Here is an 18,530-nt window from a genome sequence, read left to right on the forward strand (position 1 = left end):
AAAATTATAAAAAAGATAACGCAAATCAGCCGATAATATGCTAATCTGCGTTAATCCTTGGGATTTTAGAATAGAAATGCTACAAAAGAGTGTCAAAAATAAGACTGTCTGTCATAAAAACATTCTCCGGACACGTCTGATAGTTTGCACAAAAGGAGTTTGTCACTCTTTTATTAATCAGGTATAGGCCTCTTCATGTATTCCTTTCACTGCACGTCCGCTAGGCTCATTCAGATTTCTGAAAGCGATATCCCAGGCTAGTGCTTCTGCTGTGGAGCAGGCTACACTCGGAACACTGGGGACGGTGCGTGCTGCACTTTCACTGGGGAAATGCTCTTCGAAAATGCTACGATAGTAGTACTCTTCTTTGTTTTGTGGCGTATTGATCGGGAAACGTTCGGCAGCATGTTCCATTTGCTCATCGCTCACGGCAGCTGCTGTGATCTCTCTCAATGTGTCAATCCATGAATATCCTACACCGTCACTGAACTGCTCTTTCTGTCTCCAAGCCACACTTTCCGGTAACATATCGGCAAAGGCTTCGCGAACAATTCGTTTCTCAATGTTTTTTCCGGGACACATTTTAGCTTTCGGGTTCAGGTTCATTGCCACGTCGAGAAATTCTTTATCAAGGAAAGGGACGCGTCCTTCTACTCCCCATGCTGACAAACTTTTATTGGCACGGAGACAATCGTACATGTGCAACTTTGAAAGTTTACGTACTGTTTCTTCGTGAAATGCCTGTGGAGTAGGGGCCTTGTGGAAATACAGATACCCCCCGAAAACTTCATCAGCACCTTCACCGCTCAACACCATTTTGATCCCCATTGATTTAATGACACGCGCCAATAAATACATGGGAGTGGAAGCGCGTACGGTAGTTACATCATACGTCTCGATGAAATAAATTACGTCGCGAACAGCATCCAGACCTTCCTGAACGGTGTAGTTGATCTCATGATGGACGGTACCGATATATTCGGCCACCTCACGCGCTTTAATCAAATCGGGGGCACCCTTTAGACCGATGGCGAAAGAGTGGAGTTGAGGCCACCACGCATCGCTTGCACCGTCTGTTTCTATACGCTTTGCCGCATATTTTTTCGCAATGGCAGAGATAACGGAACTATCCAACCCGCCCGAAAGCAATACTCCATACGGTACGTCACTCATTAACTGGCGGTGCACAGCCTCTTCCAATGCCACTTTCACATCCTCGGTTTGTGCATCATTCTCTTTGACGGTTTCATATTCTGTCCAGTCGCGCGAATACCAACGTTTCATTTTTCCCTCTTTACTATAGAAATAATGTCCGGGAAGGAATACTTCATATTCGTCACAAAATCCTTCGAGAGCTTTCAACTCGCTGCCGAAGTAGATTTTTCCCTCTTTATCTTTTCCTATATATAAAGGAATAACCCCTATCGGATCGCGGGCAATTAGAAATTCATCCTTTTCCTCATCATAAAGCACGAAAGCGAAGATACCGCTGATATCTTCCAAAAAATGGATGCCTTTATCTTTGTAAAGGGCAAGAATTACCTCACAGTCACTTCCGGTTTGAAAGTTATATTTTCCCGCATATTTAGCTCGAATATCACGGTGATTGTAAATCTCACCGTTGACGGCGAGCACCTGTTTACGATCGGGAGAGTATAACGGCTGCCCGCCACTCTGCGGGTCGACAATAGAAAGACGTTCGTGTGCCAGGATGGCACTTCCGCCTACATAGATTCCGCTCCAGTCCGGTCCGCGATGACGGATCTTCTGGGCCATTTTCAGTGCTTTATCTCTTAGTTCTTTCGTTTGAACTTTGATGTTGAGTATACCTGCTATTCCACACATAACTTTAATTTTTAGAGGGGGTAATGTAATCTGTTGATTGTTTATTCGCTATTTCTAAGAAGCTGATTAGCTATTCTTAATTCGTTCCATAATTGTAATCGTTTAGTTCCACAACTGTTTCCCTTTAGTTCCATATCTGTTATCCTTTAGTTCCACAGATATGGAACGAACCGATAATAGCAATCGAGCTTCTTGTTGTACACTGTTGCAAAACTTATTGTATTAGATAAGCATCTATTTCCGCAGCAGCCTTTCGTCCTCCCGCCATGGCGCGTACCACCAGGCTGGCACCAGTCTCGGCATCACCGGCTAGGAATACATTCTTTGCAAATTTCGGTTGTTCCGGTTTCAGGAATCCCATCGCCAATAATACCATATCAGCTTCGATGACTTCCTTCTTCCCTGTTGGTTTCATCGTGGGACGTCCGCCATCTGCTGCCGGAATCCATTCCACTTCTTCCACTTCTACACCTGTCACTTTTCCATTCTTTCCGAGGAACTGATTGGAAGCCAGGCACCAGCGGCGTGTACAACCTTCTTCATGGCTGGAAGTCGTTTTGAAGACTGCCGGCCATTGTGGCCAAGGAGTAGCCGGATTGTAGCCGACAGGAGGTTTCGGCATGATTTCGATTTGAGTGACACTGACGGCTCCCTGTCTCACACTGGTTCCGATGCAGTCGGAACCGGTATCTCCGCCACCTATCACAAGTACTTTTTTGCCTTTGGCATTCACCAATTTATCTTTCGGGAAAGTCTGTCCTGCCAGAATCCTGTTCTGCTGTGCCAGCATTTCAAGTGCGAAATGGATGCCTTTCAGTTCACGTCCCGTAATATTCAAATCACGTGCAGTCGGCGTTCCGGTACAGATGCAGTAAGCGTCGAATCCTTCCGGCAAATGATTGACGTCTATTTCTACTCCCATTTCAAACAGTATTCCTTCTGCAGCCAATATCTTCATCCGTCGGTCAATTACATTCTTATCCAGTTTGAAATTAGGAATACCGAACCGTAATAACCCTCCGGGCGCTTCATCCTTATCGAATAAAGTAACGCTATATCCTTTTAAATTCAGCTGATTAGCCACTACCAATCCGGCAGGACCCGCACCAATCACCGCCACTTTCTTTCCGTTTCTTCTCGGCGTCTTTACCTGTATATATCCTTCACGAAAAGCCGCTTCCACGATAGCTGCTTCATTCTCGCGAATAGTCACCGGCTGATCGCAGGAAAGTTTCAACACACACGATTTCTCGCAAAGAGCAGGACAAATACGTCCCGTAAATTCCGGAAAATCGCAAGTAGACGACAATACTTCGTATGCCTCCTTCCATTTTCCCCTGTATAATGCATCCTGCCATTCCGGTTGTTTATTTCCTATCGGGCATGCCCAATGACAGAAAGGTACGCCGCAATCCATACAGCGTGACGCCTGCAATTTACGGCTGTTTGTATTCAAAGTCTGTTCTACCTGACTATAGTCAGCGATTCGCTCGTTTACAGGGCGGTATCCCGCCTCTTGTCGAGGTATATTTAGAAATGCTTTAGGATCTCCCATCTTGTTATTTACTATTTGACGATTTACTATTTACTATTTTTAGACTATCTTGTCATTTGCTATTTGACTATTTACAGACTATACATTCAAATAGTAAATTGTAAATAGTCAAATTGTAAATCTAATAGTCTCTTTGCATGTCTGCAATTTTTTGTTGTAATTTTCTCATCTGTTCCTCCTGCAATACTTTTTTGTATTCGATGGGTACTACTTGGATGAACTGTTCTGCATAATGATTCCAGTTGTCAAGCATGGTACGGGCTAGTTTTGAGCCTGTGTACAGATAATGTTGGCGGATTAGTTCGTGTAGCTCTTTCCGGTAGCTGGCTTCTTCGATGAGTGACAGTTCCACCATTTCCATGTTGCAGAAATAATCGAAGTTACCATCCTTGTTCCATACGTAAGCCACACCGCCACTCATACCGGCTGCAAAGTTACGTCCGGTTTGTCCGAGGACTACCACACGACCTCCTGTCATGTATTCGCAACAATGGTCGCCTACACCTTCCACTACGGCAACTGCACCGGAGTTACGAACTGCGAAACGTTCTCCTACACGACCGTTGATATATACTTCACCGCTTGTTGCTCCATAAAGCAAGGTATTACCAGCAATTGTATTCTTTTCGGCTTCGAAGTTGCTGCGGATAGGGGGCAATACGGAGATGCGTCCGCCGCTCAATCCTTTACCCAGATAATCGTTCGCTTCACCTTCCAGTTTAAAGTTAACTCCCGGTACGAGAAAAGCCCCGAAAGACTGACCTGCCGAGCCTTTGAACTTCACATTCAGCGTATGTTCCGGCAATCCTTTGGCACCGTATTTCTTGGCAATCACTCCGGATAGCATCGCACCTATTGCACGGTCTGTATTGGCAATCGTATATTCTAAAGAAATCTCTTTCTCATGTTCAATAGCTTCCTGTGCTGCATCAATGAGGGTTACATCCTTTACAGTAGAAACACCATGATCCTGATCGATGACATGGCGGATAGCCGCGTTGTTATCAATGCGTGCCAGCAATTTGGTGAAGTCGATTAACGCATGTTTCGGATTCGGGTCGTTGGCAACGGATTTGCGTTCGATCAAGTCTGTGCGCCCGATAATATCATCCATCCTGGTGAATCCCATTTCGGCCAAATGCTCGCGGACCTCCTGCGCCAGGAATGTGAAGAAATTTACCAAATATTCACTACGCCCATGAAAGCGTTTACGTAATTCCTCATTCTGTGTGGCAACTCCCACCGGACAAGTATTCTGATGGCATTTGCGCATCATTACACACCCTAATACAATCAATGCCGAGGTGGCGAAGCCATATTCTTCGGCACCCATTAGCGCCATTAAGATGATGTCACGTCCGGTTTTCAGTTGTCCGTCGGCTTGCAGAACTACTTGACCACGAAGTCCGTTCAAAACCAATGTTTGTTGTGTCTCGCTCAATCCCAATTCCGGTGAGATGCCCGCATAACGGATAGAAGAAGCTGGAGAAGCACCTGTTCCCCCTTCAGCACCGGAGATGACAATCAGGTCCGCCTTTGCTTTTGCCACCCCGGCGGCAATTGTACCGACGCCGCTTTCTGCTACCAGTTTCACACTGATTTTGGCCTGTGGATTTACATTTTTCAGATCGAAGATTAATTGTGCCAAATCCTCAATCGAATAAATATCATGATGAGGTGGGGGAGAAATCAGTGAAATTCCCGGAATGGAATGGCGTGTTTTTGCAATCACATCATTCACTTTAAATCCCGGAAGTTGTCCGCCTTCACCCGGCTTTGCCCCCTGTGCTATCTTAATCTGAATCTCGTCCGCATTAACCAAATATTCTGCCGTTACACCGAAACGTCCGGAAGCTACCTGCTTGATTGCACTTCGTAAGGAACTGCCATCGGGCAGTGGTTGGAAACGGGCAGCGTCCTCACCACCTTCACCGGTATTACTGCGTCCGTGAATTTTATTCATGGCAATAGCCATTGCCTCATGAGCCTCTTTGCTGATAGAACCAAAAGACATGGCCCCCGTGACGAAACGATGCAGAATGTTTTCCACCGGTTCTACCTGATCGATCGAAATCGGATCACGACGGAATCCCAAGAAGTCACGAAGGAAAATAGGCTTCTCTTTTTCGTCTACCAAATGAGTATATTCTTTAAACTTTTTATAACTCCCCATCCGTGTCGCCAATTGCAGTGTACTGATTGTTTCCGGATTCCATGCATGCTCTTCTCCGTCTTTACGGAAAGCATACAAACCGGTAAGAAGTTGAGAATGGAGAGTTGAGAGTTGAGAGTTGCCATGCGGAGCCTCACTCTCCACTCTCAACTCTTCACTCTCAACTTCTCCCACTCCTTCCTTGTGGAAAGCAATGGCATCTCTGGCTATTTCTTCCAGGCGAATACCTCCGATGGGCGAACCGAGTCCACCGAAATAGGCCTTACTCAATTCTTCGCTCAAACCGACAGCTTCGAAGATTTTTGCGCCACGATAAGAGCGGATGGTAGAGATCCCCATTTTGCTCATGATTTTAAACAAGCCTTTGCAGATGGATTTGATATAATTCTTTTCAGCAGTGGCATAATCCAACTGAATATCCCTGTCTTTAACCAAGCGGTCGAGAACGGCGAATGCCATGTAAGGATTCAGGGCACTTGCTCCGAACCCCAGTAATAACGCAGCGTGCATCACCTCACGTATTTCACCGCTTTCTACAATCAATGCTGTTTGTACACGTTTGCCGACTGAAATCAGATGGTGATGAACGGCGCTTACCGCCAGCAATGAAGGAATAGCGGCATGGGTAATATCCACGTCACGGTCGGTCAGGACAATGTAGTTTACGCCTTCCGTCACAGATTCTTCCGCCATTTTACAGAGGCTGTTCAGTGCCTCCTGCAATCCGGCTTTCCCTTTCTCCGCTTCAAATAACATGGGCAGTTTGACTGTTTTGAAACCTTTATAGCGGATATTACAAAGAATATCCAGTTGTGTGTTGCTCAAAATCGGATGATTGAGGCGGACCATTTTGCAATGACTCTCACTGGGTGTCAGGATATTCATGCCGACTGCCCCGATGTATTCTGTCAATGACATTACCAGTTCTTCGCGGAGCGGGTCGATGGGAGGATTGGTCACTTGTGCAAATTGCTGCCGGAAATAGTTGTAAAGCAATTGCGGCTTATCCGAAAGTACAGCTAACGGAGTATCATTACCCATTGAATGGATCGGTTCTGCTCCGGTGCTTGCCATCGGCATAATCAGTTTTTCGATATCCTCTTTGGAGTAGCCGAAAGTGCGAAGCATACAGTCGTAGTTTTCTACATGATGAGGTACTTTGCGTCCGCTCTTCAGTTCATCCAGTTCGATTCGGTTCGTAGACAACCAGGTGCGGTAAGGTTTGGCTTCAGCCAACTGTTTTTTCAGTTCGCCATCATAATAAATTTTACCTTTTTCTGTATCTACCAGCAAAATCTTACCGGGCTGTAAGCGGCCTTTTTCTTTGATGTCTCCCGGTTCGAAATCCATCACACCGACTTCCGAAGCCACTACCATCATATCGTTTTTAGTAATCAGATAACGGGCAGGGCGCAGACCGTTACGGTCGAGCATACCTCCGGCAAATCGTCCGTCACTGAAGAGAAGTGCAGCCGGTCCGTCCCACGGTTCCATCAGGATAGAGTGGTATTCGTAGAATGATTTCAGATCCTCGCTGATGGGATTCTTTTCGTTGAAAGATTCCGGCACGAGCATAGCCATAGCGTGTGGCAGGCTCAACCCCGACATCACCAGGAACTCCAGTACATTGTCCAGGGAAGCACTGTCGCTCATGCCCGGTTGTATAATCGGGCGAAGTTCTTTTATGTCACCCAAGGTAGGAGTGGAGAGTACGCTTTCGCGGGCTTCCATCCATCCGCGGTTACCACGGATCGTGTTGATTTCACCGTTGTGTGCCAGAAGGCGGAATGGTTGTGCCAATCCCCATGTAGGGAATGTATTGGTACTGAAACGGGAGTGCACCAGTGCCAGTCCGCTGGTAAAATAGCTATTCGTCAGGTCCGGATAGTAGTTGCGCAGTTGCAACGACGAAAGCATACCTTTATATATAATGTTTTTTGTAGAAAGCGAAACAACATAAAAATCGTCCTTTGTCGGAATGGATGACAGTCTGACCTTATTCTCGATTCTTTTCCGGATCAGATATAACTTCCGGTCGGCCGTTTCCGTTTCTGTAAATCCGGTGATAAATACCTGCTTGATGTCAGGTTCGTTTGCCAAAGCAGATTCTCCTAGAATTTCAGGGCAGGTGGGCACATTGCGCAGATGCATCAATGTGAGTCCTTCTTTTTCAATTTCTTCAATAATGATACTTAAAATGGCTGCCTGGTCTTTCTCATTTTTCGGCAAAAATAGCAATCCTGTGCCGTACCGTCCTTTTTCGGGTACAGGAATACCTTGCAATAAAATAAACTCATGCGGAATTTGCAGCATGATACCTGCACCGTCGCCGGTTTTGTTATCCGCACCTTCGGCGCCGCGGTGGCGCATGTTCTCTAATACCTTTAAAGCCGACTCAACAATGTCGTGTGACTTTTCTCCATGAATGTTTACCAGCATACCAACACCGCAGGCATCGTGTTCGTATGCCGCATTGTACAAGCCCATCTGTTTGGGCTGTCGTTGGTAAGGGGATCCTTCTGTTACGTTGTTAAAAAGTTCTTGTTTCTTCATTCTTACTAGCTTTATTGTATGATAATACCTAATTGAAGTGTCAATTTGTTCGGCAAAGTTAGTGGTTTAATTTCAAAATGACAGTAAAATACAAGTTTTCTGTAACGCGAAATTAAAAGAAGAGCCTGTCTTCTTCTAATTTGTAATTAAAAGAAGGATATTTACTTTTAATTTGTTAGCTCTTTTAGGTTAATGGTGAGTTAATTGTAATTTGTTTCTTTTTGAGCTAAAAATAATATATTATTTAACTTTTTGATGTGTTTACAACTTTTTTATGCGTTTCTGTCAAATAAATATGCTTTTTGTTGTCTTTATGTTATTTGTAATGTGTATATTTGCAGTCGAAATAAAAATATCATAATATGTGTGGAATAGTAGGCTATATTGGTAAACGAAAAGCCTACCCTATCCTTATAAAAGGGCTGAAGCGACTGGAGTATCGTGGATATGATAGCGCGGGGGTAGCAATCATCAGTGATGACCGACAGTTAAATGTGTATAAGACGAAAGGAAAAGTCTCCGATCTTGAAAATTTCGTCACACAAAAAGATATTTCCGGTACAATCGGAATTGCCCATACTCGTTGGGCTACTCACGGGGAACCTTGTTCCGCTAACGCCCACCCTCATTACTCTTCTTCCGAAAAGCTCGCTCTCATTCATAACGGTATTATTGAAAACTACGCCGTTCTCAAAGAAAAACTTCAAGCCAAAGGCTATATTTTTAAAAGTAGTACAGATACCGAAGTCCTTGTTCAATTAATAGAATACATGAAAGTCACTAATCAAGTCAGTTTGTTGACAGCCGTTCAATTGGCGTTGGGAGAAGTGATTGGTGCCTATGCGATTGCGATTCTTGATAAAGAGCATCCCGATGAGATTATTGCTGCCCGTAAGAGCAGCCCGCTGGTAGTGGGGATTGGAGCGGACGAGTTCTTCCTTGCTTCGGATGCCACTCCGATTGTAGAATATACAGATAAGGTGGTTTATCTGGAAGACGGAGAAATTGCTGTTCTCCATCTGGGAAAAGAATTGAAGGTGGTTAACTTGAGTAATGTTGAAATGACACCTGAAATTAAAAAGGTGGAGCTTAATCTCGGCCAGCTGGAAAAAGGGGGATATCCGCATTTTATGTTGAAAGAGATTTTCGAACAGCCCGATTGTATTCATGATTGTATGCGCGGACGTATCAATGTGGAAGCAGACAATGTGGTACTTTCCGCTGTGATCGATCATCGGGAAAAGCTACTGAATGCCAAGCGGTTTATTATTGTTGCCTGCGGAACTTCCTGGCATGCCGGACTGATTGGAAAACATCTGATTGAAAGTTTCTGCCGCATACCGGTGGAAGTGGAGTATGCTTCCGAATTCCGTTACCGTGATCCGGTGATTGACGGACAGGATGTAGTGATAGCAATCTCCCAAAGCGGTGAGACTGCGGATACTTTGGCTGCTGTGGAATTGGCAAAAAGCCGCGGAGCATTTATATATGGTATTTGCAATGCTATCGGGTCTTCTATTCCCCGTGCCACTCACACCGGTTCGTATATCCACGTAGGTCCGGAAATCGGAGTCGCTTCCACCAAAGCGTTTACCGGACAGGTCACTGTGTTGGCAATGCTGGCATTGACGCTTGCCAAAGCGAAAGGAACAATTGACGAACGGCATTATCTTTCAATAGTACAGGAATTAAATCATATTCCGGAGAAGATGAAAGAAGTGCTGAAACTGAATGATACCCTGGCGGAATTATCGAAAACTTTCACGTATGCGCATAACTTTATTTACCTGGGACGCGGATATAGTTATCCTGTTGCCTTGGAAGGTGCATTGAAATTGAAAGAAATATCGTATATTCACGCCGAAGGTTATCCGGCTGCCGAGATGAAGCACGGACCGATTGCCTTGATTGACGCGGAAATGCCGGTAGTGGTGATTGCTACGCAGAATGGACTGTACGAAAAAGTGCTAAGTAATATTCAGGAGATCAAGGCGAGGAAGGGAAAAGTGATTGCGTTCGTTACGAAGGGAGATACGGTTATCAGCAAGATTGCCGATTGTAGTATCGAACTTCCTGAAACAATAGAGTGTCTCGATCCGTTAATAACTACGGTACCTCTCCAACTTCTTGCTTATCACATTGCGGTATGTAAGGGGATGGATGTAGACCAGCCGAGAAATCTGGCGAAGTCGGTAACGGTGGAGTAATGTGATTTACAATTAGACAATTTACTATTTACGATTTACGATTGAAGAATCAATGATAGATAGTAAGTTGTTTGATTGGCAGGTGGTAATTTAAATCGTAAATAGTAAATCGTCAAATCGTAAATAGTATAGATGGAACAATTGAAACATGAATGTGGCGTTGCCATGATACGCTTGCTTAAACCGTTGGAGTATTACGAGAAAAAGTACGGAACATGGATGTACGGTCTTAATAAGCTCTACCTGTTGATGGAGAAACAACATAACCGTGGACAGGAAGGTGCGGGACTGGCATGTGTGAAACTGGAAGCAAATCCGGGTGAAGAATATATGTTTCGTGAACGTGCTTTAGGCTCCGGAGCTATTACGGAGATTTTTGAAAATGTTCAAAACAATTTTAAGGAGCTCACTCCCGAACAGTTGCATGATGCTGCGTATGCCAAACGAGTTCTGCCTTTTGCCGGGGAAGTATATATGGGGCATCTTCGTTATTCCACTACGGGAAAATCCGGAATCTCATACGTGCATCCATTCTTAAGAAGAAATAACTGGCGTGCCAAGAATCTCGCTCTTTGCGGAAATTTCAATATGACGAATGTGGACGAAATATTTGCCCGTATCACTGCCATTGGCCAGCATCCGCGTAAATATGCCGATACATATATCATGTTGGAACAGGTGGGACACCGTCTTGACCGTGAAGTGGAGCGTGTATTCAATCTTGCCGAAGCCGAAGGGCTTACGGGCATGGGCATCACGCATTATATAGAAGAACATATTGATTTGGCAAACGTACTGCGTACTTCCAGTCGCGAATGGGATGGGGGGTATGTTATTTGCGGATTGACCGGAAGCGGTGAATCTTTCGCTATCCGTGACCCGTGGGGCATCCGGCCTGCATTTTGGTATCAGGATGACGAGATAGCTGTTCTTGCTTCCGAACGTCCGGTTATCCAGACAGCTTTGAATGTTCCGTTTGAGGAAATCAAGGAACTGCAACCGGGGCAGGCATTGCTGATTAGCAAAGAGGGTAAGATACGTACTTCGCAAATCAATAAGCCGCGTGAAAATCAGGCTTGTTCCTTCGAACGTATCTATTTCTCCCGTGGCAGTGACGTCGATATTTATAAAGAAAGGAAACGGCTGGGCGAAAAGTTGGTTCCGAAAATACTGAAAGCAATCAATAATGACATCGATCATACGGTCTTCTCTTTTATTCCCAACACTGCGGAGGTTGCTTTCTACGGAATGTTGCAGGGACTGGATGATTACTTGAATGAGGAGAAAGTGCAGCAGATCGCTGCATTGGGGCATAACCCGAATATGGAGGAATTGGAAGTTATTCTTTCCCGTCGTATTCGCAGCGAAAAGGTGGCAATCAAGGATATTAAGCTCCGTACGTTCATCGCCGAAGGAAACAGTCGTAATGATTTGGCTGCCCATGTGTATGATATTACATACGGAAGTCTTGTACCCGGTGTTGATAATCTGGTGATTATCGATGACAGCATTGTGCGTGGCACTACGCTGAAACAAAGTATTATCGGTATTCTCGACCGTCTCGGTCCGAAGAAGATTGTCATTGTATCTTCTTCTCCGCAGGTGCGTTATCCTGACTATTACGGTATTGATATGGCAAAGATGAGCGAGTTTATCGCCTTCAGGGCTGCTGTCGAACTTTTAAAGGAACGGGATATGAAAGATGTGATTGCGGCCGCCTACCGTAAATCGAAAGAGCAGGTAGGACTGCCGAAAGAGCAGATGGTAAACTATGTGAAAGACATTTATGCTCCGTTCACTGATGAGGAAATCTCTGCCAAAATGGTGGAACTGCTGACACCCAAGGGAACCAAGGCGAAAGTGGAAATCGTCTATCAACCGTTGGAGGGATTGCACGAGGCTTGTCCGCATCATAAAGGCGACTGGTATTTTAGCGGTAACTACCCTACACCGGGTGGTGTGAAAATGGTGAACCGGGCGTTCATCGACTATATAGAACAAATGTATCAATTCTAACAACCATACAACGATTCAATAATAAGAATGAGAAATGTGACATTAATCCTTGACGACGGGAGCCGGTTTTCCGGTAAGTCGTTTGGCTACGAGAAGCCGGTGGCGGGCGAAGTAGTGTTTAATACTGCCATGACCGGATACCCGGAGAGCCTCACTGACCCTTCATACGCCGGACAGTTGATGACGCTTACCTATCCTTTGGTAGGTAACTACGGTGTTCCTCCTTTTACTATCGAGCCGAATGGACTTGCCACTTTCATGGAAAGTGAGAAGATCCACGCGGAAGCGATTATCGTAAGTGACTATTCTTATGAATACAGCCACTGGAACGCTGTGGAGAGCCTCGGTGACTGGTTGAAACGCGAAAAGGTTCCTGGTATCACGGGCATTGACACACGCGAGTTGACGAAAGTTCTTCGTGAACATGGAGTAATGATGGGGAAAATAGTATTTGAAAATGAAGAATTAAGAATGAAGAATGAAGAATTTCCGTCTTATAGCGATATAAACTATGTAGACCAGGTTTCCTGTAAAGAAATTATTCATTATTTCCCTAGTGGAACAAGCAGCCACAGCGCAGCTAATTCTTCATTCTTCATTCCTCATTCTTCATTAAAAAAAGTTGTTCTGGTAGATTGCGGTGTGAAGACTAATATCATTCGTTGTCTGCTGAAACGTAATGTAGAGGTGATCCGTGTACCTTGGGATTATGATTATAACGGACTCGAATTTGACGGACTGTTTATTTCTAACGGACCGGGGGATCCGGATACCTGTGATGCTGCGGTGCAGAATATCCGCAAGGCGATGGCAAATGAGAAACTGCCTATTTTCGGAATCTGCATGGGTAACCAACTGCTTTCGAAAGCGGGAGGAGCCAAGATTTATAAATTGAAATACGGTCACCGTAGCCATAACCAACCGGTGCGTATGGTAGGCACTGAACGTTGCTTCATCACTTCGCAAAATCACGGTTATGCCGTAGACAATAATACGTTGAGTGCAGATTGGGAACCGTTATTTATTAATATGAATGATGGCTCTAACGAAGGAATCAAGCATAAAAGAAACCCTTGGTTTTCTGCACAATTCCATCCGGAAGCAGCAAGTGGACCTACGGATACGGAATTCCTGTTCGACGAATTTGTAAAACTATTATAACCCATATTCATCACGGATTATAAAAAATCTGTGTTAATCTGTGTAATCTGTGGTGAACCAGAAAGTAGAATCAATGAAAGAAAATATAAAGAAAGTATTGTTGTTGGGTTCCGGTGCCCTGAAGATCGGTGAGGCCGGTGAGTTTGACTATTCCGGTTCGCAGGCACTCAAAGCCTTGAAAGAAGAAGGCATTGAAACGATTCTTATCAATCCTAATATTGCTACGGTACAGACGTCCGAAGGAGTGGCGGATCAAATCTACTTCCTCCCGGTGACTCCGTATTTCGTAGAGAAAGTGATTCAGAAAGAAAAACCGGAAGGTATTATGCTGGCGTTCGGTGGTCAGACAGCCTTGAACTGTGGAGTGGCATTGTATAAGGAAGGTATTCTTGAAAAATATAATGTAAAAGTTCTTGGTACTCCGGTACAAGCCATTATGGATACCGAGGATCGTGAACTTTTCGTTCAGAAATTGAATGAAATCAATGTAAAGACCATTAAGAGTGAAGCCGTAGAAAATGTGGAAGCTGCGCGTCGCGCAGCAAAAGAACTGGGTTATCCGGTTATTGTCCGCGCGGCGTATGCATTGGGTGGTTTGGGCTCCGGCTTCTGTGATAACGAAGAGCAGCTGGATATTCTTGTAGAAAAAGCGTTCTCTTTCTCTCCGCAGGTATTGGTGGAAAAATCACTTCGTGGTTGGAAAGAAGTGGAATATGAAGTGGTACGTGACCGTTTCGACAACTGTATCACCGTTTGTAATATGGAAAACTTCGACCCGCTGGGTATTCATACCGGTGAATCTATCGTTATTGCTCCGTCACAAACGCTTACGAACAAAGAATATCATAAACTTCGGGAACTGGCAATACGTATCATCCGCCACATCGGTATTGTGGGCGAATGTAATGTACAATATGCCTTCGACCCCGAATCCGAAGATTATCGGGTGATTGAAGTAAATGCCCGTCTTTCCCGTTCATCGGCTTTGGCATCTAAGGCAACGGGTTATCCGCTGGCTTTCGTTGCGGCCAAATTGGGACTGGGTTATGGACTCTTCGACCTGAAGAACTCTGTAACAAAGACTACTTCTGCTTTCTTCGAACCGGCACTGGATTATGTTGTATGTAAGATTCCACGTTGGGATTTGGGTAAATTCCACGGTGTAGATAAAGAATTGGGATCTTCTATGAAATCTGTCGGTGAGGTGATGGCTATCGGTCGCACTTTTGAAGAAGCTATCCAGAAAGGGCTCCGCATGATCGGGCAGGGAATGCACGGATTTGTAGAAAACAAGGAGCTAGTTATTTCCGACATCGACAAGGCTTTGCGCGAACCGACTGATAAACGTATTTTTGTTATCTCGAAGGCTTTTCGTGCCGGCTACACCATCGATCAGGTACACGAACTGACTAAGATTGATAAATGGTTCCTTCAGAAATTGATGAATATCATGCAGACCTCCGAAGAACTGCATAGCTGGGGAAATAATCACAAACAAATAGCCGATTTGCCAAACGAACTGCTTCGAAAAGCCAAGGTTCAAGGTTTCTCTGATTTCCAGGTTGCCCGTGCCATCGGCTACGAAGGTGATATGGAGGATGGTATTCTTTATGTTCGCAAACATCGTAAAGAGGCGGGTATTCTTCCGGTAGTGAAGCAGATCGATACTTTGGCAGCCGAATATCCGGCACAAACCAATTATCTGTATCTTACTTATAGCGGTGTGGCAAATGATGTTCATTACTTGGGCGACCATAAATCCATTGTCGTATTGGGGTCCGGTGCTTATCGTATCGGTTCTTCCGTAGAATTTGACTGGTGCGGTGTGCAGGCTTTGAATACTATTCGTAAAGAAGGATGGCGCAGCGTGATGATTAATTATAATCCTGAAACTGTATCTACGGACTACGATATGTGCGATCGCTTGTACTTCGACGAATTGACTTTTGAACGTGTGATGGATATTCTGGAACTGGAGAATCCGCATGGGGTAATTGTATCTACCGGTGGTCAGATTCCGAATAACTTGGCTTTGCGTTTGGATGCACAGCATATCAATATCCTTGGCACAAGTGCCAAGAGCATTGACAACGCTGAAGACCGTGAGAAATTCTCTGCTATGCTCGACCGTATCGGTGTGGATCAGCCCCGTTGGCGTGAATTAACATCTATGGATGACATTCAGGAGTTTGTTGAAGAAGTAGGTTTTCCTGTACTTGTCCGTCCGTCATACGTGCTTTCGGGAGCTGCAATGAATGTTTGTTCCAATCAGGAAGAACTGGAACGTTTCCTGAAACTGGCAGCCAATGTCTCGAAAAAACATCCGGTAGTAGTAAGTCAGTTTATTGAACATGCCAAGGAAGTAGAAATGGATGCCGTGGCGCAGAATGGCGAGATTGTGGCATACGCTATTAGTGAGCATATCGAATTTGCAGGAGTACACTCCGGTGACGCGACTATTCAGTTCCCGCCACAGAAGCTATATGTAGAAACTGTTCGTCGTATCAAACGTATCAGCCGTGAGATTGCCAAGGCTTTGAATATTTCCGGTCCGTTTAATATTCAGTATCTGGCAAAAGACAATGATATTAAGGTGATTGAATGTAACTTGCGTGCTAGTCGTTCTTTCCCATTTGTCAGCAAGGTACTGAAGATCAACTTTATTGAACTGGCAACCAAAGTTATGCTTGGCCTGCCTGTCGAAAAACCGGAAAAGAATCTTTTCGAACTGGACTATGTGGGAATCAAGGCTTCCCAATTCTCCTTCAACCGTTTGCAGAAAGCCGACCCGGTGTTGGGAGTAGATATGGCTTCCACCGGTGAAGTAGGTTGTATCGGTATGGATACTTCTTGTGCCGTATTAAAAGCAATGCTTTCTGTAGGCTATCGTATTCCGAAGAAGAATATCCTGCTTTCTACAGGTACCATGAAGCAGAAAGCCGATATGATGGATGCAGCCCGTATGTTGGTGAATAAGGGATATAAACTCTTTGCGACGGGCGGTACACATAAAGCGCTTGCCGAGAGCGGTATTGAGAGTACTCATGTTTATTGGCCGAGTGAAGAGGGACATCCGCAGGCGTTGGAGATGCTTCATAGTAAGGAAATAGATATGGTAGTCAATATACCGAAGAACTTGACTGCCGGAGAATTAAGTAATGGGTATAAAATCCGTCGTGCTGCCATTGATTTGAATGTACCATTGATTACGAACGCTCGTCTGGCTAGTGCATTTATCAATGCTTTCTGTACAATGAGTGTGGATGATATAGCTATCAAGAGCTGGGCAGAATATAAATAAGATGATTATATTCTATTGAAATGAAAAGACAAAGGTCGTTCTTATTATTCGAGAGCGGCCTTTGTCTATTATTGTAGAAATACAATTTTTCGATTATTCAGTTGGAAAATTAAATACTCTTGGTCTTTATTTGCTGTTTTGGACATTTTAATGTAACTTGCGCGCTTATTTAAATAATATTTTTTTTTACAGGAGGATGATAGGTATGGATAATCATGTTGTAATAATGGCTGGTGGCATAGGGAGCCGTTTCTGGCCGATGAGCACTCCGGAATGTCCTAAACAATTTATTGATGTAATGGGATGTGGCCGGTCACTGATTCAATTGACGGCAGACCGTTTTGATGGTGTTTGCCCCAGGGAAAATATGTGGGTGGTAACTTCTGAAAAATACATTGATATTGTTCGGGAGCAGTTGCCGGAAATCCCGGAAAGTAATATTTTAGCGGAACCTTGTGCACGAAATACTGCACCTTGTATCGCGTTTGCTTGCTGGAAAATCAAAAAGAAGCATCCCCGTGCTAATATTGTAGTAACTCCTTCGGATGCATTAGTCATCGATACGGGCGAGTTCCGTAGAGTGATGGAGAAAGCACTTCGTTTTACGGATGATAGCAGTGCTATTGTCACAATAGGTATTCGGCCGACTCGTCCGGAGACAGGCTACGGATATATTGCTGCTGCCAACCAGCTTCAAACAGATAAAGAAATTTATACAGTAGACGCATTCAAGGAAAAACCCGATAAAGAGACAGCTGAAAAGTATTTGGCGGAAGGTAATTACTTCTGGAATGCGGGAATCTTTGTGTGGAACGTGCGTACTATCACTTCCGTGATGCGTGTATATGCTCCGGGTATCGCACAGATTTTTGACCGTATTTTCCCGGATTTCTATACGGAAAAAGAAAATGAAACAATCAAAAAGTTATTCCCGACTTGCGAAAGTATTTCTATCGACTATGCGGTGATGGAAAAAGCAGAAGCGATTTACGTGTTACCGGCTTCTTTCGGCTGGTCGGATTTAGGCACATGGGGAGCACTTCGCGGTCTTTTGCCACAGGATAAATCGGGAAATGCTACTGTAGGAACCGATATACGTTTGTATGACAGTAAGAATTGTATTGTGCATGCCAGCGAAGAAAAACGAGTTGTCGTTCAAGGACTGGATGGATATATCATCGCGGAGAAAGATAATACATTACTGATTTGTAAATTGGAAGAGGAACAACGGATTAAAGAGTTCTCGAAATAAAGATTATTTCGTTTGCTGATATTCGTGTGGTGTCATTCCTGTCATTCGTTTGATATTCAATTGAAAGCCGGAGTTAAGCACTCCGGCATTATTTTTATAATTGCACTTCGATATTTAATTTTCCACCAAGTCCACGTTCTACAATATCAAATAATGTTTTGAGAGTAATATTTTCTCCATCGTTTTCAACTTTTGATATGAATGTACGTTTCTTGTCAATGCGACTTGCAAGCTCTGCTTGTGTCATCTCTAATTTTTCTCTGGCACTTCGTATCTTAAAGCCAATGCGCAAAGCCTCAAGTTCTCGCTCAAGCCTGTCTCGTTCCGGTGCTCCAACTTCACCGTAATACTCATTTTTAATTTGGTCTAATGTCTTTGTATTCATTCTAAAATCTCCTTTTCTTTTTCTTTATAATAGTCGGTCATAAGCCGTTCTGCTCTTTTTATTTCTTCTGGTGGAGATCGGA

At 44.4% G+C, this 18,530-nt stretch carries 9 protein-coding genes; 5 read left to right on the top strand and 4 right to left on the bottom strand.

The annotated features are described in order from the left end of the window. Positions 1–177: 177 nt before the first annotated feature. From asnB to gltB, 3 genes are all read right to left on the bottom strand, one after another. Entirely contained in the window at positions 178–1,845 is a 1,668-nt protein-coding gene (gene asnB, locus KFO40_RS18180) for an asparagine synthase B (RefSeq protein WP_008640624.1), read from the bottom strand. Between the two features lie 214 nt (positions 1,846–2,059). Then, positions 2,060–3,400 (bottom strand): glutamate synthase subunit beta, encoded by a 1,341-nt coding sequence (locus KFO40_RS18185; protein WP_074910644.1) that lies wholly within the window; start codon positions 3,398–3,400, stop codon positions 2,060–2,062. A gap of 121 nt (positions 3,401–3,521) precedes the next feature. Next, positions 3,522–8,126 carry a glutamate synthase large subunit gene (gene gltB, locus KFO40_RS18190; protein WP_074910647.1) on the bottom strand — a complete coding sequence of 1,535 codons (4,605 nt, stop codon included), beginning with the start codon at positions 8,124–8,126 and terminating at the stop codon, positions 3,522–3,524. A gap of 362 nt (positions 8,127–8,488) precedes the next feature. Between gltB and glmS the strand changes: the two genes are divergently transcribed. The 5 genes from glmS (at position 8,489) to KFO40_RS18215 (ending at position 18,063) form a co-directional block, all read left to right on the top strand. Next, positions 8,489–10,333 (top strand): glutamine--fructose-6-phosphate transaminase (isomerizing), encoded by a 1,845-nt coding sequence (glmS, locus tag KFO40_RS18195; RefSeq protein ID WP_004315736.1) that lies wholly within the window; start codon positions 8,489–8,491, stop codon positions 10,331–10,333. A 132-nt stretch (positions 10,334–10,465) separates the two neighbouring features. Further along, positions 10,466–12,349, top strand: a complete 1,884-nt coding sequence (locus KFO40_RS18200; protein ID WP_008022839.1) for an amidophosphoribosyltransferase — start codon at positions 10,466–10,468, stop codon at positions 12,347–12,349. A 27-nt stretch (positions 12,350–12,376) separates the two neighbouring features. Further along, positions 12,377–13,510, top strand: a complete 1,134-nt coding sequence (gene carA / locus KFO40_RS18205; RefSeq protein ID WP_007752280.1) for a glutamine-hydrolyzing carbamoyl-phosphate synthase small subunit — start codon at positions 12,377–12,379, stop codon at positions 13,508–13,510. Between the two features lie 73 nt (positions 13,511–13,583). Then, a complete protein-coding gene (carB, locus tag KFO40_RS18210) occupies positions 13,584–16,811 on the top strand; it encodes a carbamoyl-phosphate synthase (glutamine-hydrolyzing) large subunit (protein ID WP_074910657.1) in 3,228 nt (1,075 codons plus the stop codon). A gap of 205 nt (positions 16,812–17,016) precedes the next feature. Next, complete coding sequence (locus tag KFO40_RS18215; RefSeq protein WP_032839530.1) at positions 17,017–18,063, top strand: mannose-1-phosphate guanylyltransferase; 1,047 nt, start codon at positions 17,017–17,019, stop codon at positions 18,061–18,063. 94 nt (positions 18,064–18,157) lie between these two features. On the opposite strand, the gene KFO40_RS18220 is transcribed toward KFO40_RS18215, so the two are convergent. Then, positions 18,158–18,448, bottom strand: coding sequence for a helix-turn-helix transcriptional regulator (locus tag KFO40_RS18220; RefSeq protein WP_049702581.1), 291 nt, complete (start codon positions 18,446–18,448; stop codon positions 18,158–18,160). Positions 18,449–18,530 lie beyond the last annotated feature (82 nt).

The sequence above is a fragment of the Bacteroides sp. 1001302B_160321_D4 genome, assembly GCF_015667765.1.
Lineage (GTDB): Bacteria > Bacteroidota > Bacteroidia > Bacteroidales > Bacteroidaceae > Bacteroides > Bacteroides xylanisolvens.